At 41.7% G+C, this 20,603-nt stretch carries 26 protein-coding genes and 1 riboswitch; of the genes, 19 read left to right on the plus strand and 7 right to left on the minus strand.

Annotated features, from left to right (window positions below):
* Positions 1 to 16 precede the first annotated feature (16 nt).
* From ATG70_RS01410 to ATG70_RS01420, 3 genes are read left to right on the plus strand one after another with little or no spacing between them, the layout of a single operon-like run.
* Complete coding sequence (locus ATG70_RS01410; RefSeq protein WP_098442605.1) at positions 17 to 289, plus strand: hypothetical protein; 273 nt, start codon at positions 17 to 19, stop codon at positions 287 to 289.
* Between the two features lies 1 nt (position 290).
* Entirely contained in the window at positions 291 to 482 is a 192-nt protein-coding gene (locus tag ATG70_RS01415) for a hypothetical protein (RefSeq protein WP_098442606.1), read from the plus strand.
* A complete protein-coding gene (locus tag ATG70_RS01420; protein WP_098442607.1) occupies positions 479 to 724 on the plus strand; it encodes a hypothetical protein in 246 nt (81 codons plus the stop codon). Before ATG70_RS01415 ends, ATG70_RS01420 begins: the two co-directional genes overlap by 4 nt.
* A 91-nt stretch (positions 725 to 815) precedes the next feature.
* Here ATG70_RS01420 and ATG70_RS01425 read toward each other — a convergent pair whose 3' ends face one another.
* Positions 816 to 1,244, minus strand: coding sequence for a hypothetical protein (locus ATG70_RS01425; protein ID WP_098442608.1), 429 nt, complete (start codon positions 1,242 to 1,244; stop codon positions 816 to 818).
* A 254-nt stretch (positions 1,245 to 1,498) separates the two neighbouring features.
* Here ATG70_RS01425 and ATG70_RS01430 point away from each other — a divergent pair, with 254 nt between their 5' ends.
* Together ATG70_RS01430 and ATG70_RS22240 are read left to right on the plus strand one after the other, a co-directional pair.
* The gene (locus ATG70_RS01430; protein ID WP_098442609.1) at positions 1,499 to 2,194 is read left to right on the plus strand and encodes a hypothetical protein; all 696 of its coding nucleotides are present in this window, start codon (positions 1,499 to 1,501) and stop codon (positions 2,192 to 2,194) included.
* Complete coding sequence (locus ATG70_RS22240) at positions 2,178 to 2,342, plus strand: hypothetical protein (protein ID WP_179886136.1); 165 nt, start codon at positions 2,178 to 2,180, stop codon at positions 2,340 to 2,342. The genes ATG70_RS01430 and ATG70_RS22240 overlap by 17 nt, the downstream gene beginning before the upstream one ends.
* Before the next feature lie 40 nt (positions 2,343 to 2,382).
* On the opposite strand, the gene ATG70_RS01435 is transcribed toward ATG70_RS22240, so the two are convergent.
* Entirely contained in the window at positions 2,383 to 3,675 is a 1,293-nt protein-coding gene (locus ATG70_RS01435) for an NCS2 family permease (RefSeq protein WP_098442610.1), read from the minus strand.
* A gap of 68 nt (positions 3,676 to 3,743) precedes the next feature.
* Positions 3,744 to 3,844: riboswitch (purine riboswitch) on the minus strand.
* Between the two features lie 202 nt (positions 3,845 to 4,046).
* Between ATG70_RS01435 and ATG70_RS01440 the strand changes: the two genes are divergently transcribed.
* Positions 4,047 to 4,217: an aspartyl-phosphate phosphatase Spo0E family protein gene (locus ATG70_RS01440; protein WP_098442611.1), complete on the plus strand. Its 171-nt coding sequence runs from the start codon at positions 4,047 to 4,049 to the stop codon at positions 4,215 to 4,217.
* A gap of 65 nt (positions 4,218 to 4,282) precedes the next feature.
* Here ATG70_RS01440 and glnA read toward each other — a convergent pair whose 3' ends face one another.
* A complete protein-coding gene (glnA, locus tag ATG70_RS01445; RefSeq protein ID WP_098442612.1) occupies positions 4,283 to 5,605 on the minus strand; it encodes a type I glutamate--ammonia ligase in 1,323 nt (440 codons plus the stop codon).
* A 329-nt stretch (positions 5,606 to 5,934) separates the two neighbouring features.
* Between glnA and ATG70_RS01450 the strand changes: the two genes are divergently transcribed.
* From ATG70_RS01450 to ATG70_RS01480, 7 genes are all read left to right on the plus strand, one after another.
* Positions 5,935 to 6,897: an iron-hydroxamate ABC transporter substrate-binding protein gene (locus ATG70_RS01450; RefSeq protein WP_098442613.1), complete on the plus strand. Its 963-nt coding sequence runs from the start codon at positions 5,935 to 5,937 to the stop codon at positions 6,895 to 6,897.
* Between the two features lie 63 nt (positions 6,898 to 6,960).
* Positions 6,961 to 8,013: a FecCD family ABC transporter permease gene (locus ATG70_RS01455; RefSeq protein WP_098442614.1), complete on the plus strand. Its 1,053-nt coding sequence runs from the start codon at positions 6,961 to 6,963 to the stop codon at positions 8,011 to 8,013.
* Complete coding sequence (locus ATG70_RS01460; protein WP_098442615.1) at positions 8,013 to 9,047, plus strand: FecCD family ABC transporter permease; 1,035 nt, start codon at positions 8,013 to 8,015, stop codon at positions 9,045 to 9,047. Before ATG70_RS01455 ends, ATG70_RS01460 begins: the two co-directional genes overlap by 1 nt.
* Positions 9,048 to 9,059: 12 nt before the next feature.
* A complete protein-coding gene (locus ATG70_RS01465) occupies positions 9,060 to 10,061 on the plus strand; it encodes an NAD(P)/FAD-dependent oxidoreductase (RefSeq protein ID WP_098442616.1) in 1,002 nt (333 codons plus the stop codon).
* Between the two features lie 18 nt (positions 10,062 to 10,079).
* Entirely contained in the window at positions 10,080 to 10,865 is a 786-nt protein-coding gene (locus ATG70_RS01470; protein ID WP_098442617.1) for an ABC transporter ATP-binding protein, read from the plus strand.
* Between the two features lie 101 nt (positions 10,866 to 10,966).
* Positions 10,967 to 11,398 carry a GNAT family N-acetyltransferase gene (locus ATG70_RS01475; RefSeq protein WP_098442618.1) on the plus strand — a complete coding sequence of 144 codons (432 nt, stop codon included), beginning with the start codon at positions 10,967 to 10,969 and terminating at the stop codon, positions 11,396 to 11,398.
* A 74-nt stretch (positions 11,399 to 11,472) separates the two neighbouring features.
* Complete coding sequence (locus ATG70_RS01480) at positions 11,473 to 12,438, plus strand: aldo/keto reductase (protein WP_098442619.1); 966 nt, start codon at positions 11,473 to 11,475, stop codon at positions 12,436 to 12,438.
* 42 nt (positions 12,439 to 12,480) lie between these two features.
* Here ATG70_RS01480 and ATG70_RS01485 read toward each other — a convergent pair whose 3' ends face one another.
* Positions 12,481 to 13,332, minus strand: a complete 852-nt coding sequence (locus ATG70_RS01485; RefSeq protein WP_098442620.1) for an STAS domain-containing protein — start codon at positions 13,330 to 13,332, stop codon at positions 12,481 to 12,483.
* Between the two features lie 142 nt (positions 13,333 to 13,474).
* Here ATG70_RS01485 and ATG70_RS01490 point away from each other — a divergent pair, with 142 nt between their 5' ends.
* Both ATG70_RS01490 and ATG70_RS01495 read left to right on the plus strand, forming a co-directional pair.
* Positions 13,475 to 13,972 carry a DUF1648 domain-containing protein gene (locus tag ATG70_RS01490; RefSeq protein ID WP_098442621.1) on the plus strand — a complete coding sequence of 166 codons (498 nt, stop codon included), beginning with the start codon at positions 13,475 to 13,477 and terminating at the stop codon, positions 13,970 to 13,972.
* 260 nt (positions 13,973 to 14,232) lie between these two features.
* The gene (locus ATG70_RS01495) at positions 14,233 to 15,177 is read left to right on the plus strand and encodes a ribose-phosphate diphosphokinase (RefSeq protein WP_098442622.1); all 945 of its coding nucleotides are present in this window, start codon (positions 14,233 to 14,235) and stop codon (positions 15,175 to 15,177) included.
* 71 nt (positions 15,178 to 15,248) lie between these two features.
* Here the strand turns inward: ATG70_RS01495 and ATG70_RS01500 are convergent, their stop codons facing one another.
* Both ATG70_RS01500 and ATG70_RS01505 read right to left on the minus strand, forming a co-directional pair.
* Complete coding sequence (locus ATG70_RS01500) at positions 15,249 to 15,890, minus strand: class D sortase (RefSeq protein WP_257147578.1); 642 nt, start codon at positions 15,888 to 15,890, stop codon at positions 15,249 to 15,251.
* A 64-nt stretch (positions 15,891 to 15,954) separates the two neighbouring features.
* Positions 15,955 to 16,368, minus strand: a complete 414-nt coding sequence (locus tag ATG70_RS01505; protein ID WP_098442623.1) for an excalibur calcium-binding domain-containing protein — start codon at positions 16,366 to 16,368, stop codon at positions 15,955 to 15,957.
* 379 nt (positions 16,369 to 16,747) lie between these two features.
* Between ATG70_RS01505 and ATG70_RS01510 the strand changes: the two genes are divergently transcribed.
* On the plus strand, positions 16,748 to 16,930 hold the full coding sequence (locus ATG70_RS01510) for a hypothetical protein (protein WP_098442624.1): 183 nt from the start codon (positions 16,748 to 16,750) through the stop codon (positions 16,928 to 16,930).
* Positions 16,931 to 17,090: 160 nt separating this feature from the next.
* Here the strand turns inward: ATG70_RS01510 and ATG70_RS01515 are convergent, their stop codons facing one another.
* Positions 17,091 to 17,849, minus strand: a complete 759-nt coding sequence (locus ATG70_RS01515; protein ID WP_373560774.1) for a Cof-type HAD-IIB family hydrolase — start codon at positions 17,847 to 17,849, stop codon at positions 17,091 to 17,093.
* Between the two features lie 302 nt (positions 17,850 to 18,151).
* Here ATG70_RS01515 and ATG70_RS01520 point away from each other — a divergent pair, with 302 nt between their 5' ends.
* The 3 genes from ATG70_RS01520 (at position 18,152) to ATG70_RS01530 (ending at position 20,603) form a co-directional block, all read left to right on the plus strand.
* Positions 18,152 to 19,579: a sodium/glutamate symporter gene (locus tag ATG70_RS01520; protein WP_098442626.1), complete on the plus strand. Its 1,428-nt coding sequence runs from the start codon at positions 18,152 to 18,154 to the stop codon at positions 19,577 to 19,579.
* A 156-nt stretch (positions 19,580 to 19,735) separates the two neighbouring features.
* Complete coding sequence (locus tag ATG70_RS01525; protein ID WP_098442627.1) at positions 19,736 to 20,218, plus strand: hypothetical protein; 483 nt, start codon at positions 19,736 to 19,738, stop codon at positions 20,216 to 20,218.
* 28 nt (positions 20,219 to 20,246) lie between these two features.
* On the plus strand, positions 20,247 to 20,603 hold the full coding sequence (locus tag ATG70_RS01530) for a nuclear transport factor 2 family protein (protein ID WP_098442628.1): 357 nt from the start codon (positions 20,247 to 20,249) through the stop codon (positions 20,601 to 20,603).

A 20,603-nucleotide genomic window follows, 5' to 3' on the forward strand; every position in this document is an offset into this window, starting at 1 on the left:
TGAAAGGAGAAAACGAATGCTTGAGATCATCTTAACGATTGTGTTTGCGATCGTTTTTATAATTGGGATCTATGTACAGGTGACAAGAAGAAAACGAGCTGGGTTAACCGGGGTGAAATCAGCTATTGCACCCATTTGTTTTATGATTAGTGCTGCTCTTAATCCATTGGGGTATTGGTTCGGGTTCCTTGGTTTAATTAGTTTACTAGGTTCGATGCTGTTTCTATTTCTTGGCGCTTATTATGTGAAAGAGATGCAGGTGGAAGAAGTATCTAAAAAGGGGGGATGAAATGAAATTGAAATCTTTATTGGTGATCCTGTTCCTCATATGTATGACAACGGTGACCATGGCCACTATTTATTTGATTCACAATAAAACGACCGAGCTCGATATTCCGGTAATTGTCTCCATGGTAGTTGGAGGCATGTTCGTGATACTAGGAATGGTGAGAAGAAAACATAAGGAAGAAGGAAGAGGATGAAGTACATAAGAGTCATGATCTTACTGGTAGCTATTATGGCTGCAAGCAGCATCGTGTGGCTTGGGTTTACAGGCGGCCATGAAGCTTTGTTCCGTCTGTGTATTAGCATTGCCGTTTTCGCCTCGCTCTGCTTTGTTTATATTGAAGAGAAAAAGAAGAAGCAGAAGAAGATCACGCTGATGTTTATAGGACTTAGTCTTCTTTCAATTAGTGCTGGGATCATTCAACTAATGAGCTGGTAGCATCGAAAAATAACCAAAAATAGCATACCAATGATTCTCAACATACAAAAAGGACGATACCCCAAATGGTTTCGTCCTTTTTCACGTTTCGTTACTGTCCGTTTTGAAACTGTTGATCGATCTCTCGCAATTGATCATAGGATTCTTTTAAATCGTCAGGAATCAACTTCCGCCCTTGTTCCCAGGCGTTTTCTTCAATTTCTGCGAGAAGTTCCTGCTGAACCTCTTCATCTTCATACATTAAGATGCGAAGGTCGTGCCGGTGTTTCTTAAAATCTAAATAGTACCCAATTTCGTGATACAGAAGGATCAAAGCGATGTTTTCTTCCGTTTCTTTTAGTTTAAAGTTCACTTTTGCTTGATAGCCGTTCATTTGTAAGTAATTAAACTTGATCGTATTGGTCGATACGTTATAGCTCATTGGAGCGGCTAGCTCGTTGTTAAACTCATAGTTAATCGATAGCTTATGCTCTTCTAGCGTGTCTTTGATGATTTTTTCGACGTCCCATATATATAACATGTTTTTTATCACAGTCCTTTTAATGTCTTCAATCGAATCTTGCGCTGATTCTTTGGGAGATTCAACCCTTTATTTTAAAGGATTCATCTTGAAACGGCTACCATTCTGGCAAGATCGTTACGAGATTTACCCGCTAAACTTCATTTCTTTCACCTTACATACATCATTTTCACACATTTATCCCATATTTTTGTGAAATTTATTCGTTATTGTATGAATTGAGGCGTTTGAATTGTTGGAAAGGGTGAAAGTTGATGAAAAAGAATGTAACACTATCGTTATTCGTTACTTCCTTGCTGGTTCTTGGGGCATGTCAAAATTCAGCACCAGAAACCGAATCAGGTACAGCGGAAAGTGATCGTAATGAGGCAATCGTTTCTTTGGTGAAAATGAATGATTTCTACATTGGCGAAACGTTAAATGATCAGTCTCTTATCCATTCCTTTATTCCAGAAAATACGGATAAGTCACCGGTTATTATGGTGCCAGGCCTTGGATTAGCCGCTTCGATTTATGAAAGCACGCCAGATGATCGGAATGGCTGGGCCTATGATTTTGTAGCTGCAGGTTATCCAGTCTATACCGTTGATACCTCTGATCTTGCGAGTGCAGGTCTTTCCGAAAAAGAAGCTGAAGCAACATTATCAAAGTGGGATTCGGAATCGATTTGGTCTCGATGGGGATTAGGTTCTGGGCCAGGGGAGGCTTATGAGGATGGCCAATTCCCTGCTGATCAATTTGATCAATTTTATTCTTCCATTCCAATGCAAATAAAACTAGCGAGTAATGATTCTTCAAGCGAAGCTACTGGAAAAACTGGCAGTAGATCGGGAAGTGGGGATGAGGCAGGTAAGAGTAGCGGAGGAAACACTCAGGAAGTTGAAAATATGATTCAGCTTTTAGAAAAAACGGGTCCTTCGATTCTTCTTAGCTGTGCAGACAACCTCTAACATCATTGAAGATAACGGAGGCACGTCAGATGTTATTGAGTTAACTGAAGAGGGGATTACTGGAAATTCTCATCTCATGATGATGGATCAAAATAGTGATATGATTGCAGGGAAAATCACCGACTGGCTTGATTCAGCAATTCAGTAAGAAAAAAGGGACTTTCCAATTGGAAAGTCCCTAGTCTGTATTAAAGAAAGATGAAATAAAGAATAAATAAGCCACCGAGCGTATACATAATCGGGTGAACTTGCTTCCATTCTTTTTTCGCAATCATCGCAAAAGGATAAAGAATAAAGCCAAGTGCAATCCCTGTAGCCACGCTGAATGTAAGAGGCATCATAATGATTGTTACAAATGCTGGGATAACCACTTCTAATCGGCTCCAATCAATCTGCTTTACCTCAGTTGCCATAAGGGCCCCGACGATGATTAGGGCTGGAGCGGTCACTTCAGGTGTTATGACGCCAAGAATAGGCGAGAAGAACAGCGCAATGAAGAAGCAGGCTGAGATAACGACAGATGTGAACCCAGTTCGGCCACCAACGGCAACCCCGGCAGAAGACTCTACGAAAGATGCAGTTGTTGATGTACCAAAGATCGCACCGACAACTCCTGATGTTGAGTCCGCAAGTAGGGCGCGCCCTGCATTCGGGATTTGGTTGTCTTTCATAAGACCAGCTTGACTGGCAACGGCGATAAGAGCGCCTGCCGTGTCGAAGAAAGCAACGAATAAGAACGTAAAAATAACGGCTAGAATCTCAGGTGTGAAAATATCTCCTAAATGCTGAAAGACAACGCCAAATGTTGGCTCAAGGCTCGGTACCTGTCCAACCACCGAAGTAGGAACTTGCACAAGGCCGATGATCATACCAATGATCGTTGTAATCACAATTCCATAAAAGATACCACCGCGAATACCGCGAATCAGCATCATCAGCGTAATAATAAATCCGAAAGCAGCTAACGCCGTTGTAGGCGTTGTCAGCTGCCCAATTGAAATAAAGGTGGCTTCATTCCCCACAACAATTCCCGCATTTTTAAGACCAACGAAAGCAATAAAGAATCCAATCCCGGCGGCAATCGCATGCTTCAGATCTTTCGGGATAACATTAATAATTTTCTCACGGATTTTAAGTAAGCTCAAAATCATAAAGATAATACCGGCAATAAAGACGCCTGTAAGAGCTATTTCCCAATCAATTCCCATTCCAATAACAACGGAGAAGGTGAAGAAAGAGTTAAGTCCCATACTTGGAGCGATACCAACAGGGAAGTTAGCAAGAATTCCAATAAGCAATGAGCCAACGATCGCGGATAGAGCGGTGGCAGTAAAGAGCGCCCCTTTATCAATGCCGGCTTCACTTAAGATAATCGGATTAACAACTAATATATAAGCCATGGATAAAAAGGTTGTTATCCCGGCTAACGTTTCTTTTCGATAATTCGTTTCCCGTTCTGTGAACTGGAAAAAGTTTTTCATGATAGACCCTCCTGATTCAAATAAAAAAACTCTGGCCAGAAACCAGAGCATCATCACAAGGAAATATGAAAAACTTCATAGTTCCTTGTAGACAAGCCATTCTCGGTAGCTGGTAGAAACGTTCAGGCCCTATTCCTGAACTTATACAAGGTTTAGTCATATGATAAATTTATAACGAGAATCATAACAATGAAGAAAAGACGGGTCAATCGTTTTCGTTAATGTTTCAGTATTCATTGTTTTCTAATTTGCATTACAAATATAAAAATAAATAGGGAAATGTTAAAAATTATGTAATTTGTAAGAATACAAAACATTGAAGCCTATTATATGGTAATGTAAATATAAGACATATATAAAGGGAGAGCGCTATGTTGCTGCAGAATCTAGAAACCGAAATTCAGACGTTGCGAATGGTGCTTTATGATCTAGGACAAGAAGTAGATGACTACTCAAGCGGGAAAATTCTCCTTTTGAGTAAACGATTAGACGAGAAAATTATTCAGTATCAGAAGCTGAAAAAATACAAGTGCCATCATTAATAAACTTTCCAGAAAACGCGAAAAGGAGCACCCTCTACTATGAGGATGCTCCTTTTTGTTTTGTTCTATTTATTCATGTAGCGATCAACTTCCCATTGGCTTACCATAAGGGAATATTCAATCCACTCTTTTTCTTTTTCTTCGATATACACTTTAGAAGTATGGTCACCTAGAGCTTCCATAACAACTTTATCTTCACGAAGTGACTTGATCGCTTCCTTCAAGTTTGTTGGAAGTGTTGGCACATCATCTGTGTCTACTTCATAAAGGTTACGTGTTTCTGGCGCACCAGCATCAAGATCGTGACGAATCCCTTCAAGACCTGCATGAATAACAGCAGCAAGCGTTAGGTAAGGGTTAGCTGTTGGATCCGGGTTACGAATTTCAAAGCGAGTACCCATTCCACGCGTTGTTGGAACGCGAATCATACAGCTTCGGTTAGAGTGAGACCATGCCACACTGACAGGTGCTTCATAACCAGGCACAAGACGCTTATAAGAGTTTACGTTCGGGTTCGTAATGGCTGCTAGGCCATTTGCATGTGAAAGGATACCAGCCATAAACTGTTTCATTGTTTTGGAAATGCCTTCTGGATCGTTTTCATCGTAAAACGCGCTCTCGCCATCAGTGAATAGAGAAAGGTGACAGTGCATACCAGAGCCATTTTCACCAGCGATTGGCTTCGGCATAAATGTCGCATGGTAGTCGTGGCTTGTCGCAACGTCTTTTACAACGTTTTTAAACGTTTGGATGTTGTCAGCCGCTTTAATGACGCTATCGAAACGGAAGTTAATTTCATGCTGTCCTTGAGCTACTTCGTGGTGAGAAGCTTCCATTTCAAAACCGAATTTCTTAAGTGTACGAACGATATCACGACGTACTTGATCACCTTTATCTTTAGGTGAAGCATCGAAATAACCTGCGCGGTCATTCATTTTGCGAATAGGATAACCGTCTTTATCTAGCTTGAAAAGGAAGAATTCTGGTTCCGGACCAACGTTAACGGTATAGCCCATATCCTCTGCTTCCTTCATCGCTCTTTTCAAAATGAAGCGTGGGTCACCTTCGAATGGTTCACCGTCGGGAGTATGAATGTCGCAAATAAAGCGAGCGATACAATCCTGATCAACAGCGTCCGGTAGGACTTTGAATGTTTCAAGGTCAGGGAAGAGGTACATATCACTTTCCTGTATATCAGAGAAACCAGCAATGGAAGAGCTGTCAAACATTGCTTCGTTGTTCATAACACTTTCCAATTCTTCTATTGGAAGTTCAACGTTCTTTGTTTCACCAAGCATGTCCGTAAATTCAAGACGAATAAATTCGACTTTCTTTTCTTTTGCTTCCTTCATGATGTCCTGTTGAATACTATTCTTTGTTAATGTCATGGATTAAATAACCTCACCTTTAATTTTTTTGTTAGTGTTCATTTTAATGATATTTACAGATAATTGTGTTTTTATGTAAGGAATCCTAACATAAAAGTTAAACACGAATTGATGACTTGAATATGTGTGTATTAATAACCTTAGTGAGAGTGGAATAAACCACTTTTTCATATGAAACTTTTTCTAAATAGTTTTGAAAACGCTGACAAAACCGTGTTAATAGCGTTTTAAGCAATCTTAAATTCTTGATATGACATAGACAAGAAGGATGGAAGGTGCTATCATTCTAAATGATAATGAATCTCAATATCACTTAGGGGGTACATACAATGAAAGTTACAAACAAGAGGATTACTCTTATTCTGATGTTAATGCTCGTTCTTATACTTGCTGCTTGCGGAAATGAGAACGAAAAGAACGAATCAAGTGAAGGGGAAAAGAAAGAAGAGATGAAAACCTTCACATTACCGGATGGGCAGGAATTTGATATTCCTAAGAGTCCTGAGCGAATTGTAGCGACGGATTACGTTGGTTATTTTCTAGCCCTAGGAATTACACCGGTTGGGGCTCCAGATCAATTTGTTCTTGATAATCCTTATTTTACTGAAGAGCAGATTGCAGACATTGAAGATATCGGCACGCCACCTTCAGTAGAGAAAGTTACGTCATTAGATCCAGATTTAATTATCGTTACGGATCAAGAACAATATGATTTACTATCAAAAATTGCGCCAACTGTGCTTATGCCGTTTGGAACATATGATTCTCTAGATGAAGAAGTAACCGCTATGGGTGAAATTGCAGGCAAAGAGCAAGAAGCGAAAGAGTGGATCAAGCAATTTGATGAAAAAGCAGCAGCAGCACGGGAAGAATTAGACGGCGTCATTGGTGAAGATGAGACGGTCGGAATATATGAAGTGCAAACAAAGGATTTCTATGTATTTGGTGATAACTTTGGACGCGGTGGTCAGGTCATTTATGATGCACTAGAATTAAAAGCTCCTGAGAAGATTCAAAAGGACGTCATCGAAGGCGACAACTGGAAAAAGATATCACTTGAAGTATTACCCGAATACGCGGCAGATCATATGTTTTATACCGAGTATGCCACTCGGGATAATCAAGATGTGCTGAAGGAAACGAAAGAAAGTGCGCTTTGGCAGAATCTAGACGCTGTGAAGAACGGTCACCTCTATGAAATGAAATTTGAGGACATGTATTATTATGATCCAATCGCCGTTGAAGGACAGCTCGATTTGATCGTCAACACGTTAAAAGAAAATAATAAGTAAATAAGAAATCCTGGTGCCTGGCACCAGGACTTCTTTTCAATACATAAAGCAAGGAGTCATCACATGTCTAAGAAAGTTGAACCGATGGCAGATACAATAGAAAATCAGCTCGCCGTTCAATCACGACCTGTCACGGCAATGCTCATTCTTGTGGCAGGAAGTGTAGGCCTCATTCTAAGTCTTGGGCTTTCGATCGCACTAGGGGCTGCAGATATTAAATTAATGACAGTTTGGCAGGCGATGTTTCAATTTAACCCAAATTCAACCGAACATTCGATCATTCGTGAGTTTCGAATGCCTCGATCTGTTGCCGACATCTTAATTGGCGCAAGTTTCGCAGTAGCTGGAGCGATCATGCAGGGAGTGACTCGAAATCCTCTTGCAGACTCGGGGTTACTTGGTTTAAATGCTGGGGCAACCTTGATGATTGCGCTTAGTTTTGCCTTTTTCCCGGGACTTTCCTATACCAACCTGATGTTATTTTCTTTCATTGGTGCTGGGATCGGGGCTGCACTTGTATTCGGTATCGGTTCTCTCTCTCGAAATGGTCTATCACCGATTCGTTTAGTCCTAGCAGGGGCTGCGGTTAGTGCACTTTTTACTGCAGTTAGTGAAGGCGTTGCCATACATTTTCAACTTTCACAGAATCTTGCCTTTTGGTTTGCAGGAGGCACAGCTGGTTTGAAATGGCCGCAAATTCAAATTTTATTGCCGTGGATCGTGATTGCGCTTATTGTGGCACTGTTTCTTTCGAAGTCTATTTCGCTACTCAGCCTTGGGGAAGATGTAGCTGTAGGTCTTGGGCAGCGCACAAAATGGATTAAAACACTTGCTGCAGTTGTTGTACTTGTACTTGCGGGAGCTGCCGTATCAGCAGTTGGTCCAATAGGGTTTGTAGGTCTTGTAATTCCTCATATTGCGAGGTTTCTTGTTGGAGTAGATTACCGGTGGATTGTTCCATGCTCGGCGGTTCTAGGAGGACTATTTATGATTGTTGCTGACATGGGAGCAAGGCTAATTAACGCCCCATATGAAACGCCGATTGGGGCGATTTTCGCTCTTGTCGGTGTCCCTTTCTTTCTATACGTAGCAAGACGTGAAGGGAGGGAGTTGTGATGAATATTGACTCTTTATTTCATGTACAGCGGAAAAGAAACCGCAGGCGCTATGTGATCATGGCCATTTTCCTCTTTCTTATCATTGCAACCTTTTTTATTAGCTTAAATACAGGGTTAACGAAATTAAGTCCTGGCGAGGTCGTGAAAACGTTGTTTGGCAGTGGTACAGAGAAGCAGTCATTAATCTTATTTGAATTTCGCTTGCCTCGAATCGTTATTGCCATTCTTGTTGGCGCTGGGCTAGCGGTATCTGGCTGTATCCTTCAAGGGATTTCACGTAATGCTCTTGCAGATCCAGGTATACTCGGAATCAATAGTGGGGCCGCTTTAATAGTTGTTCTATTTATCTCCTTTTTCCCGAAAACGACGGATGCCCCTATTCTCCTTATGCCGTTCCTAGCGTTAATTGGCGGGTGTGTCACGGCAATCGTCATTTATGCGCTTTCGTACAGCAAAAGAGAAGGGTTAATGCTTCAGCGATTAATTTTAAATGGGATTGCGGTCGCCGCCGGGATTAGTGCTCTTATCACCATCTTAACGCTTCGCATGGATCCGTTCGACTATCAGTTTATCGCTGTCTGGCTTGCGGGGAAGATCTGGGGGACAACGTGGGTTCATGTTCTGACGTTACTGCCTTGGATCATCGTTTTATTTACGTTCATTTTCTATAAAGCAAGAACGCTAGATGGATTAAACTTTGGTGAGAAGCTTGCGACTGGAATGGGAGTGAAGGTAGAGAAAGAGCGCTTCTTGCTCCTAGGTGCATCGGTGGCACTTGCGTCTGCCTGTGTGTCAGTTAGTGGAGGAATAGGTTTCGTTGGCCTTGTTGGTCCACATCTTGCTCGACAGTTAGTCGGAAATGATCACCGATTCCTATTGCCGTTGTCAGCTCTTGCTGGTGGTCTTGTTCTTTTAGTAGCGGATACGATTGGCCGAACAATTCTAGCACCATCTGAAATTCATGCTGGTATTATGGTTGCGATTATAGGAGCTCCATACTTTTTATATTTACTTGCTAGAGCAAAAGCTTAGGAGGCGAACGATGTGAAGAATGAAATTTATGATGTGACGATCATTGGCGGAGGGCCAATTGGGTTATTTACAGCTTTTTATAGCGGTATGCGTGAGCTTAAGACGAAAGTCATTGAATACCTTCCGCAAGTTGGTGGGAAAGTGACCTACTTCTATCCTGAGAAAATTCTACGAGACATTGGAGCGATTCCAGGCGTCTCCGGAGCTGATTTGATTAAGCAGCTTGAAGAACAGGCGAGCACATTTGATCCAACAATGGTGTTTGGGGAACGAGTAGACGATCTTGAGCGAGCAGAGGACGGAACCTATATCTTAACGAGTCATAATGGAGAAAAGCATTACACGCGGACCGTTATTTTAGCGATTGGACATGGGACGCTTGGGGTGAAAAAGCTTCCAGTTGATGGTGCGGAGTATTTTGAAGGAAAGAACCTCTACTATGCCGTGGATCGTGTAGAAAGCTTCAGAGGCAAGCACGTTCTGATTTCTGGAGGAGGCGATTCGGCGATTGATTGGGCGAATCGACTTGAACCAATTGCAGATAAAGTAACGATTGTTCATCGCAGAGAGGCTTTTAGTGGTCATGAAAGTAGTATCACGGAGATGAACAACTCGGAAACGCACGTCAAATGTTCGTGTTACGTATCTGACGTGATCGGTAAGGAGCGCATTGATCAGGTTGTTCTTACTCATGTCGACACAGGTGAAAAAGAAGTAGTTGAAATCGATGCACTCCTTGTTAATCATGGATTCAATCTCGACTTAGGCGGCATCCAAAATTGGGGAATGACGATGAACGATGGAAAAGTAATTACCGATGCAAAAATGGAAACGAGTATACCTGGTATTTTCGCAGTAGGAGATATCGTCACCTATCCACATCGTTTAACGCTCATTGCTGGCGGTCTTGCGGAAGGACCAAAAGCATTGAATAGTGCGAAGGCCTATCTTGATCCTGAGGCAGAAGCGATGGCGATGTATTCGACGCACCATAAAGATTTTGTTGAAGTATAAGCGGAAGGAGTAAGAGTTGTGATTGAAACAGAAAATCTTATAATCGGTTATCAAGAAAACATCATTGTGGATCAGTTGAATCTATCCATACCTGAGGGTGAGATTACAGCTCTTGTTGGGGCGAATGGATCAGGGAAGTCGACCATTCTTAAAACACTTTCTCGATTAATGAAGCCAAAAAGTGGAACGGTTTACCTGGATGGAAGGGCGATTCATGAGCAAAAAACGCGCGACCTTTCGAAAGAATTAGCGATCCTTCCTCAAAACCCCACGGCTCCAGAAGGGCTAACGGTTTTAGAACTTGTTACATACGGTCGCTTTCCTCATCAAAAAGGCTTGAAAGCTCTCACGGTGGAAGACAAAGAGAAGATTGCCTGGGCAATCGAAATGACGGGGATTGGGGAATATGCCAACCGTCCGATTGATCAACTGTCAGGTGGACAGCGCCAGCGTGCCTGGATTGCGATGGCTCTTGCTCAGGATACGAAAATTCTTTTTCTAGATGAGCCAACAACGTTTCTCGATATGGCGCATCAGCTTGAGGTGCTGGAGCTTTTGCAAAAGTTAAATGTTCAAGAAAAGCGAACGATCGTCATGGTCGTGCATGATTTAAATCACGCCAGTCGGTACGCAGGTCATATGGTGGCGATTAAAAAAGGAAAAGTGATGAAAACAGGAACACCGATTGACGTGATGAAGTCCGATATATTAGAAGAAGTGTTTGGCGTTCGGAGTGATATTATTTATGATCCACGGTCAGGTCAGCCGCTCTGCTTACCGTATGGGCTATGTGCAAGTCTATGAAATGTCGAACTATTCTGCTCCTTATGATGGAGCAGTTTTTTTGTGAAAGGATCATCTTCTTTTCTAGCGAATACGTAGTTATCGATGATCCATAGGAGGGCATGATGATTAAAGAAATGAGATCAATAGAACAGCGGCGTGAAGCATTTCAAGTGATGCAAGAGCTACGGCAACATTTGGATGAGAAAACTTATCTTGATTTAGTAGAAGAAGCCAATCAGAAAGACATGTATCGGCTGTATGCGCTTTATGATGAAAACGAACTTGTAGCGGTTACTGGATTTAAGCCAATGATTACGCTCTATTATGGAAGGTTTGTCTGGGTTTGTGATCTCGTCACAAGCGAACAGCATCGTTCAAAAGGTTATGGAGAAAAGCTTCTTACGTTTGTTGAAAACTGGGCTCTGGAGAACGGGTATCAATCTGTGGCTCTGTCTTCCGGTGTTCAAAAGAAAGAAGCCCACCGTTTCTACAAAGAAAAGATGTCTTATGATCAGGTTAGCTTTGTATTCAAAAGGGGATTAACTCCGTAGAAGCATGATCTTAACCTATAGCTGTTGCCTGGTGCTATACTTGGTGCAAGACAAATGAAGGATGTGGCGTAAACGTGAGGAAACTAGGTCAAACAAATTATGAGATCTCTCCAATCGGACTTGGAACATGGCAGTTCAGTCAGGGGAGTGGCTTAATTGGCAGTTACTTTTCGACGATATCTGAAAAAGACATGGACGCGATTGTGAAAATGAGTCTTGATGGTGGGATTAACTGGTTTGATACAGCAGAAGCTTATGGAAAAGGAAAATCAGAAGAAGCTCTTTCTGGTGCATTGAAACGACTCGAAGTTGAAGAGAAGGATGCGCTCATTGCAACAAAGTGGTGGCCCCTTCTTCGAACAGCTGGTTCTATTTCAAGCACGATCCAAAAGCGTAAAGATGCCTTACATGGTCGTCGAATTGACCTTTATCAGGTGCACCAGCCGTTTTCTTTTTCTTCTCCAGAAAAAGAAATGAAGCAAATGGCATCACTCGTCAAAGAAGGTCATATTGGCGCGGTGGGTGTGAGTAATTTTAATCGAGATAAAATGGACCGAGCCATTCAAGAATTGAAACGTCATGGTGTGAATCTTGCATCCAATCAAATGAAATATAGCTTACTCGATCGACGAATTGAAACGAATGGGGTGCTGGACCTTGCTAAGCAAAATGGCGTCACGATCATTGCGTATTCTCCGCTTGAGCAGGGGATTTTAACAGGAAAGTTCCATCAAAATCCTGAACTTGTCGCAAACCTCTCAGGTCCACGTAAACACATGTCCCAATTTAAACCGCAGGGGTTAGCGAAAACAATGCCGTTAATCGACTTATTAAAAGAGATTGGTCATTCATACGGCGTCGGAGCCGGTCAAGTTGCGTTAAACTGGCTCGTTCATTTTCACGATCAGACGGTTGTAGCGATTCCTGGCGCCTCGAAGTTAAAGCATGCCGAAGATAATGTGAAGGTACTTGGATTTAAACTAACGCAGGATGAAATGAAGCGAATTGATGAGGAATCAAGGAAAGTAGCGAAGATGTAAAGGGACAAAAGCCGCAATCAGTCAGATTGCGGCTTTAATCTGCTATTCTTTTTCTATTAATTCAAAGCCAATGTAGTCAAGAGCAGCTTCAAGGTTTTGGACAGTTTTAAAATGAGGAAGCTGCTCGTTGGCTACTTCTTGGTGAGCGATAGCTGGTGTAACCCCGGTAATGATTGTTTCGATCCCCATCAGTTGAATGGATTTAAAGAGGTCTCCAAGAATCGCTGGAAAATAACCATCAATAATTTTTAAGCCTGATAAATCAACAATAAAATGATTGATTTGTTGATTCGCACCATATTGAAGGACTTGTTTGATAATGTTCTCTGCTCTTCTTTCATCGATCACGCCCTGCAACGTTAAGATGGAAATCCCTTTTGTAATTGGAACAATTGGAACGCTTAAGAAATCCATATTATACTTTGTTTGATCGAGTTCGATTATATAGGAAAGAATTTCAGCCATAGATTTTAAATAAGAAATATCATCTTCACTGAATGACTTCTCTTCCTTATCCATCACACAAAGTGTACCGAAAACCTTTCCATTGGTATCCGTCAAAGCAACTCCGAGAAATCCTTTTACCTTGAGTTGAGAGGTAACCTCTAGCTCTCGCGTAAATTCATCATGTTCCAAGTTAGCTGTATGCATGACGCTATCCCTATCATTAATAATTAATCGACAATATGTACCGCTATACTCGACAGCGTATCCTTCTGGAATGATTTCTTCTTTTTCATTGTAAGAGCTTACAACGGTCATGGCATTTTCTCCACGCTTCGTAACATAAGCGGTATTCACATTTAAACGATCGCTGATTAACTTAAATAATCGTTTAGAAGCGTTTTTTAGTGAATAAAACTCCGTAGAGTCTAAATTATATTCATTCGGCATAGACAATAACTCTCCTTAAAACGATTATGTGTCACTTGATCCTGTCCGTTATATTTTATAGTAAGGAAAGGAATAGAAGCAAATAGTGGGAACTTTCCATTTAGGTCATACGTAAAACGAGTAGGGAAAGGAGAGATTGCGTATGGAAAAAAGACCACGAATTGAGGTTGATAAGACGTTAATTCAAAAAGGGTTTGAGTTGGCGACACTTACATTTCTTTTTCTAAGCATCGTTTATCTTTCTTTGGAATGGTCGGGCATACCTAATCGCGTTCCCATCTATTTTAATGCGACTGGTGAAGCGGATAATTGGGGTTCAAAAACGGCGATCATTCTTTTCCCAATGCTTGGTATGTTGATCTGGGGATTTTTCACTGTTCTTGAACGTTATCCTCATAGGTATAATTATGTGGTGAAAATCACAGAGGGTAATGCAGCTCTACAATATCGAAGTGCCGTTGTACTCATGCGTTTTTTGAAAAATACGATCGCGCTTTTGTTTGCTTATTTAACAGTGGAATGTGTGCAGATTGCAAAAGGGGTTGGAGAAGGTCTGACTTGGTGGGTGATGCCACTCTTTCTTACGATGATCTTTAGTGCGATTATTCTTTATATTGTGCATTCGATTAGGTGGAGATAGAAAATAATCTGTGGAAACTTCTATTGAAAAAAGTAAAGCGCATACAGGTTAAATTCGTGAACAATTCGATGATTTTTCGATGAAAATCCAAAAAAAATCTACAGAAATTGCCCTTCTGTGTATGGTATAGTGGAGAAGAAGTTTAAACTAATTACATATGTATGTAATCCATACAGTTAATCGAGTGAGGTTGCCTTAAGTAAAGGTCATTAAGGCTAGCTGAACCAATCGGGATAAACGAAAGATAAAGGAGCTACGCTATGCTACGCCATGAAGAAGATGTGAAAGTGTTCGCTTTAAACTCAAATCCGGAGTTGGCTCAAGAAATTGTTGAGACGCTTGGAATTCAAGTTGGGAATTGTTCCGTTAAGCGATTTAGTGACGGTGAAATCCACATGAACGTTGAGGAAAGCATCCGTGGTTGCGATACATACCTTGTCCAATCCATCGCAGGCTCAGGAAACGACTATTTGATGGAACTCTTGATCATGATTGATGCATTAAAACGAGCATCTGCTAAAACGATTAATGTTGTTTTACCTTATTACGGGTATGCGAGACAGGATCGTAAAACAGGACCAAGACAGCCAATTACCGCAAAGTTGATTGCGAATATGCTAGAGCGTTCTGGTGCAACTCGCGTGTTAACCATTGATTTACATGCCAATCAAATTGAAGGCTTTTTCAATATCCCAGTTGACCAGGTTTCTGGTATTCCAATCCTTGCTGAATACTTTGAGAACAAAAATTTGGAAAATGTTGTTGTTGTGGCACCTGATAATAGCAGTGCGCTTCGTGCACGTAAATTAGGGTCAATGCTAGATGCACCAATCGCTCTGATTGATCGTCGCTCTTATGACACAGGAGAACCATCCACTGTGAACGTCATTGGCGATGTGAAAGGAAAAACAGCCATCATCATTGATGATATGATTGATACTGGTCGAAACGTAACGTTCACCTCTCGCATTCTTGAGGAAAACGGTGTGAAAGATGTGTACGCTACATTTACCCACGCTGTTCTTTCTGGTCATGCAACGGAAGAAATTGCTGAATCAAACATTAAAGAAGTGGTTGTAACGAATACCATCTCTCTTCCAGATTCAGAAGATCTTGATAAAATTAAAGTTCTATCGATTGCTCCGCTACTTGCTGAAGCGATTCGAATCGTTCAGGAAAAGCTTTCGATTAGCCAAATTCGATAACATGATGAAGGGAACTGTTTAGAAGCAGTTCTCTTTTTTATTGGTGCAAGCGAAATTTAATAGGAAGTGACTCATGATGGCGAGTCACTTCCTTCATTGATTTGAATTAAGCTTGCCTGAATGATGTACCGATCTGGTGCAGAGCCGAGGTAATCAAACGGATAGCACGTGGTGAGTGTGAGAGTGGGCGAATTCTTTTCCACAATGACGCTACGATCATGCTCGTCTGTAATCCACGTTTTGCGGATTTGATATTCATACGTTGTATCGTCTAATGTGAGGTAGAGACGATCGCCTTTTTTAAGTTGGTCAAGACCGTCAAAAACGGTATCACGGTGTCCTGCAAGGGCGGTGTGGCCTGCTTGATTTGGTAAAGTAGTGAAAGCTGTGTCATACATACCGACTCCCTGTTTCAACGTTTGTTCATCCGTTCCCCAGTAGATCGGGTAAAGGTATCCTAGTTGAGGGATCGTTAATTCACCGATTTTTTCTCCAGTTTTCGCTTTCATCTGTGGCGTGACGTCACTCGTCTGAACCACTTCTCGGTTCACTGTCTCTTGATAATCGGTTTCCTCCCAGTCTCTTGAAATAGCTTGAGCTTTTTCAGGTTGAAACGTAGCAGCACTCTTCTGAGTCCACCATTCATAGCCGCTCCATCCGGTCACGGTCATGCCGATTATAATGAGTAGAATACTGAGTTTCTTAACCACCATCAATCACCTTCTTTAGAAATCGAGATAGGCGATGGTCGCCTATCTCGTCGGGATGGTATGTGTCTTAAGAATGAACGCGTCTTTTTAATAGTACCAGAGAACCGAATGCTGCGATGGCAAGTCCAAGCAACATATAAACCGGATAGCTTGTCGCTGTATCGGCCATTTCAGCGCCTTCGCTGTCAGCTGCTTCTGAGCTTTCTTCGCTTGTCATTTCGTCATCGGAAGCTTCGCCGCTGGACGCTGTTTCTTCGTCAGAGGAATCGGAGCCGCTATAAGAAGAACCTTCACATGCCTGTCCATCATTGTCACGGTCTAAGCCGCTTGGATCCGCATCAGGGTCATTGCTTTCATAATAATTTTGCGCTTCTTCTTGAGAAGAGAAGTCATCACAATTCTTATCATCAGCTGCATACCCTACGTTTGTAAAGCCAAATACCAATAAGAAAGTTGCTAACAAAGAAACGAGCTTTTTCATCTTCTTCCTCCCCGGATTAAGTATTTTATTGCCATCCCTTGTTATATGGTAACAGCTTCCAAAGGAAAGATCATGTAATTTGTCAGAATTGATTGAATAAAGAGAATATTTTACTATAAGAGGGAAATAAATTTCACGAAGTTATGTGAAGGCAAGATATTTCATTTTTTAATTGATAGGTATGATTCAATTAGGCGATCGATTCGTTAGCTTCATATAAAGAGAAGTTAGTTGGATAGGAGAGAGAGAATGAAGAAAGGACTAGTTCCTATAGGAATTGCCTGTTTATTAGCGCTCGGCGGAGGATCAGGCAGACGATCGTGAACATGAGGAAGGTCATGAGCATGGTCATGTAAGCATCTCACTTAAGAATGATGTGATGGATCCAGCTGTTCTTGTGACAACCGTAACCGAAGCAGGGGAGCCATTAACTGAAGCGAATGTGCGTTTTGAATACTGGCTAGAAGGAGAGAAGAAACATACCTACACAGATGCGGATGAGAACAGTGAGGGTGTGTATGAGGGATCTCAGAGATTTCCGAGCCAGGAACGTACACGCTGAAAGTTCATGTAGAGAAGGGGGAAGAGCTTCATACGCAACCTTATGTGCTTGAAGTCGCGGAGAAGTAGTAGTGAAAGAAAGGCGAAGTGGAGAAACTCCACTTCGCCTTTTTTCGACATTAATTGAGCTCGATCGGGTGGTGACAGGCACCATTACACCATTACCCCTTCAGCACGTGATCAATTGCGTGAGCAACGCCGTGCTCGGTGTAGTCTTTTGTGACCCAGTTCGCTGCTTCTTTGACGCGGTCTTGCGCATTGCCCATGGCAACGCCAAAGCCCGCTTCGCGGATCATCGCAATGTCGTTCATGCTATCTCCAACGGCCATTACGTTTTCCATTGAAAGATCAAGCCAGTCACAAACTTTCATAAGTGCAGCAGCTTTATTAACGCCAGACGGATTAATTTCAAGGTTTGTAGGGCTTGAATTCGTTACCTCGAAAGATTCATTCGCCATTACTTCATCTGTAATAATTTTGCGGATATCATCATCTTTAATATCAAAGCCAAATTTCAACCACGTGTAGTCATTGATTTCACGATCAAATGGTTTTTGCGTATTGAATACACCTTCTGTTGTAGAAGACCAGAAATACACGTCATGCTTTACTTTTAATTCCCACAAACGTTCGACAAGCTGATAATCAAGGTGCGTGCTGTCGACAAGGTTTAATTCCTTATCATAGATCTGTCCGCCGTTTACTGTAACGAGATAAGCAGAATGACCAAGCTGTTCTGCAATATCACGACAGAACGGTAGGGAGCGCCCTGTACTTAATACGACATGAAGGCCTTTTTCTTTCGCTCGTTGAACAGCGGCTTCGTTTTCCTCTGACACCTCTCCGTCATGATTGACGAGTGTGCCATCCATATCTAATGCAATTAGTTTGATCTCTTTGTCCATCTCTACCACTCCTATTTTTATCTACTCTCAGTTTAAACTAAATTGATGTCGAACTGTAGTATTTGCAACTTGGAACTTTTTTCAGATTTATCGATTATACCATAGATCGCCAGAATCATTTTTTGACAAAAAGAGGAAGTGAACGAGATTGCTTCAGCTAATTATGTGCACTAAAAAAATTTATAAGGAATTTCCAAAAATAAGTTTTACCGTTTGAAATTCGAGGAACTGAAAAAGTGGACTGTTCGTATCACCAATTTGGTGAAGCAGCTGCCTCAGAAGCTGAGGAAACATATCGACCAAAGAGGTGAAAGAAAATGAATCCAGAACAAATCGGATTCGCGTTGTTGTATATCGGTGTTTTTCTTCTAATAGGGAAGATCATTCGTTTGAAAGTAAAGGTCTTACAGAACTTATTCTTACCTTCCTCCATTATCGGAGGATTTGTCGCATTGCTTCTCGGACCACAGGTGCTCGGGAAGATCATGTTAAATTTTGTTTCGGAAGATCATTTTCTTGCGAGTGGAATGATGACAAATACAATTATAGAAGTATGGTCTGCATTGCCAGGGTTAATGATTAACGTTGTCTTTGCCTCATTATTTCTTGGTGCAACGATGCCAAAGCTACGTGATATCTGGACGTTCGGTGGACCCCAGCTAGCATTCGGCTGGGCAATTGGCTGGGGCCAATACGTAATCGGGCTGCTCGTAGCCATTTTTATTCTTACACCGTTTTTCGATATTCCAGCAATGGCTGGAGCATTGATTGAAGTTTCGTTTGAAGGTGGACACGGCACCGCAGCAGGGATGGCAAGTACGTTTGAAGAGCTTGGCTTTGAAGAAGCTTTTGACCTTGCGATCGGTCTTGCGACGGTAGGTGTTCTTTCTGGTGTTGTTTTCGGTATTATTCTCATTAACTGGGCAGTACGTCGAGGCAAAACCAAGGTGATCAAAGATGTGAATGGTTTCTCTGACCTTCGTAAACAGGGAATCATGGAATACCAAAATCGTGAACCAGCAGGTAAAATGACGACTCGTCCTGAGTCGATTGAACCTCTATCGTTTCACTTATCAATTGTGATGCTTGCGATACTGATCGGTTGGTTAATTCTTCAGGGGTTAATCGGTCTAGAGAGTATTACGATTACAAACTGGACGGGCTCAAGTTTTATGAAGTATATCCCGCTCTTCCCAATCGCGATGTTCGGGGGAATTATTCTTCAAGTCTTCTTCAGTAAGAAAGATAAATACAACCTTGTCGATCGTCGCATGATCAATCGAATTCAAGGACTTGCACTTGATGTATTGATCATCACTGCGATCGCCACAGTGTCGCTCGACGTGATTGGTGAATACCTTGTGCCATTCCTTATTCTTGCGGTTGCAGGAATAAGCTGGAATTTATTCGGCTTCCTAATGCTTGCGCCGAAGATTATTCCTGACTACTGGTTTGAACGAGGCATCGGTGACTTTGGTCAATCGATGGGTGTGACAGCAACAGGCTTGCTTCTTATGCGGATCGTTGATCCTGATAATGAATCCCCTGCATTTGAAGCATTTGGTTACAAACAGCTTGTTTATGAACCATTCCTAGGAGGAGGATTAGTGACGGCACTATCCGTTCCGTTCATCGTGCAGTTCGGTGCGGTAACAGGACTGATCTTCGCTGTGGTTATGGTGATAGTCGGGATTGTATCGGGTATTTATTATTTCGGTAAAGGAAAGCATATTAAAAATAACTAATAGATGACGCCATTTCTGACTTCAGGAATGGCGTTTTCGTTTTTTTTGAAATGGAAGGAATTAGTGTTTTTTTAGGAAAGCAGAAGGGAAATGACGTTATGAAAAGAAGATGGTATAGAAGTATGATTGGGCTTGGATTTCGTCAGGAGGGATTCTTTGGGTACACCAGAACTTAGTCGTGATGACTTGAAACTTACGGAATTAAGCTATGTGAAAATAAACGCGCTAATTTTATTGATGATTTTACCTTTATCGATGATTGGGTATCAATTTGCTGTTTCGAATGAGGAGATGTTTTTCGTCTATGAGTGGTCGCTTGTTGTTCTAGTCTTGATTTCTTTTATACTTGCAGGAACTACGAGTATCATTTACAACAGTTCTAATACATGGCTTTCTTACGCCATTCTTAGTTTTGACCTCCAATTTGCTGTTTTTGGTTTATTTATGGGGCCATACACCTCTTATGAACTCTTCTTTGTTTATTATCTTTGTGCAGCGATCGCACTAATCATTTTTATCATAACATTAAATAAGGTGAAGGTATTTCGATATGTTATTGTCATTTTTATTATCGTCACGGTTCTTTTAACGAGCTACATGCTGCTACTTCAAAGCTTGTGGGGGATGAATTGGATGTAAGAAAAAGATTCAGAAAGGGTGATATAAAATGGCGACAGCAAAGGAAAACTTTCTAAGGGCGTTCAATGAAGCGTTTATTAGCGGGGATCGTGACGTTGTGCTCGCGAGTGTGACAGATGATGTCCAATGGCACCTCATTGGTATGGAGAAGATCGAAGGGAAGAACGATTTTGAAAAGGCATGGGATCGTATGCCTCCACAAGATGAAGCGAAACTGATGATCGATACCATCATCACCCATGGTGTTACTGCAGCAGTCGAAGGGAAAATTCAGGTGGGTGAAAAAACCTACGCCTTTTGCGATACGTATCGTTTTAATCAATTTAAAGATGGGATTATTAAGCAAATTCATTCTTTTATCATCGAAGAGCGGGAGGGGATCTGA

This window comes from Bacillus sp. es.036, assembly GCF_002563635.1.
Lineage (GTDB): Bacteria > Bacillota > Bacilli > Bacillales > Guptibacillaceae > Guptibacillus.

Coding starts and splice junctions, on each gene's coding strand:
- ATG70_RS01455 (WP_098442614.1), top strand. CDS start 6,961: ATGTCTAAGAAAGTTGAACCGATGGCAGATACAATAGAAAATCAGCTC.
- ATG70_RS01530 (WP_098442628.1), top strand. CDS start 20,247: ATGGCGACAGCAAAGGAAAACTTTCTAAGGGCGTTCAATGAAGCGTTT.
- ATG70_RS01410 (WP_098442605.1), top strand. CDS start 17: ATGCTTGAGATCATCTTAACGATTGTGTTTGCGATCGTTTTTATAATT.
- ATG70_RS01420 (WP_098442607.1), top strand. CDS start 479: ATGAAGTACATAAGAGTCATGATCTTACTGGTAGCTATTATGGCTGCA.
- ATG70_RS01505 (WP_098442623.1), bottom strand. CDS start 16,368: ATGAAAAAGCTCGTTTCTTTGTTAGCAACTTTCTTATTGGTATTTGGC.
- ATG70_RS01485 (WP_098442620.1), bottom strand. CDS start 13,332: ATGCCGAATGAATATAATTTAGACTCTACGGAGTTTTATTCACTAAAA.
- ATG70_RS01510 (WP_098442624.1), top strand. CDS start 16,748: ATGGATCCAGCTGTTCTTGTGACAACCGTAACCGAAGCAGGGGAGCCA.
- ATG70_RS01460 (WP_098442615.1), top strand. CDS start 8,013: ATGAATATTGACTCTTTATTTCATGTACAGCGGAAAAGAAACCGCAGG.
- ATG70_RS01415 (WP_098442606.1), top strand. CDS start 291: ATGAAATTGAAATCTTTATTGGTGATCCTGTTCCTCATATGTATGACA.
- ATG70_RS01490 (WP_098442621.1), top strand. CDS start 13,475: ATGGAAAAAAGACCACGAATTGAGGTTGATAAGACGTTAATTCAAAAA.
- ATG70_RS01500 (WP_257147578.1), bottom strand. CDS start 15,890: ATGGTGGTTAAGAAACTCAGTATTCTACTCATTATAATCGGCATGACC.
- ATG70_RS01520 (WP_098442626.1), top strand. CDS start 18,152: ATGAATCCAGAACAAATCGGATTCGCGTTGTTGTATATCGGTGTTTTT.
- ATG70_RS01495 (WP_098442622.1), top strand. CDS start 14,233: ATGCTACGCCATGAAGAAGATGTGAAAGTGTTCGCTTTAAACTCAAAT.
- ATG70_RS01475 (WP_098442618.1), top strand. CDS start 10,967: ATGATGATTAAAGAAATGAGATCAATAGAACAGCGGCGTGAAGCATTT.
- ATG70_RS01425 (WP_098442608.1), bottom strand. CDS start 1,244: ATGTTATATATATGGGACGTCGAAAAAATCATCAAAGACACGCTAGAA.
- ATG70_RS01440 (WP_098442611.1), top strand. CDS start 4,047: ATGTTGCTGCAGAATCTAGAAACCGAAATTCAGACGTTGCGAATGGTG.
- ATG70_RS01450 (WP_098442613.1), top strand. CDS start 5,935: ATGAAAGTTACAAACAAGAGGATTACTCTTATTCTGATGTTAATGCTC.
- ATG70_RS01430 (WP_098442609.1), top strand. CDS start 1,499: ATGAAAAAGAATGTAACACTATCGTTATTCGTTACTTCCTTGCTGGTT.
- ATG70_RS01435 (WP_098442610.1), bottom strand. CDS start 3,675: ATGAAAAACTTTTTCCAGTTCACAGAACGGGAAACGAATTATCGAAAA.
- glnA (WP_098442612.1), bottom strand. CDS start 5,605: ATGACATTAACAAAGAATAGTATTCAACAGGACATCATGAAGGAAGCA.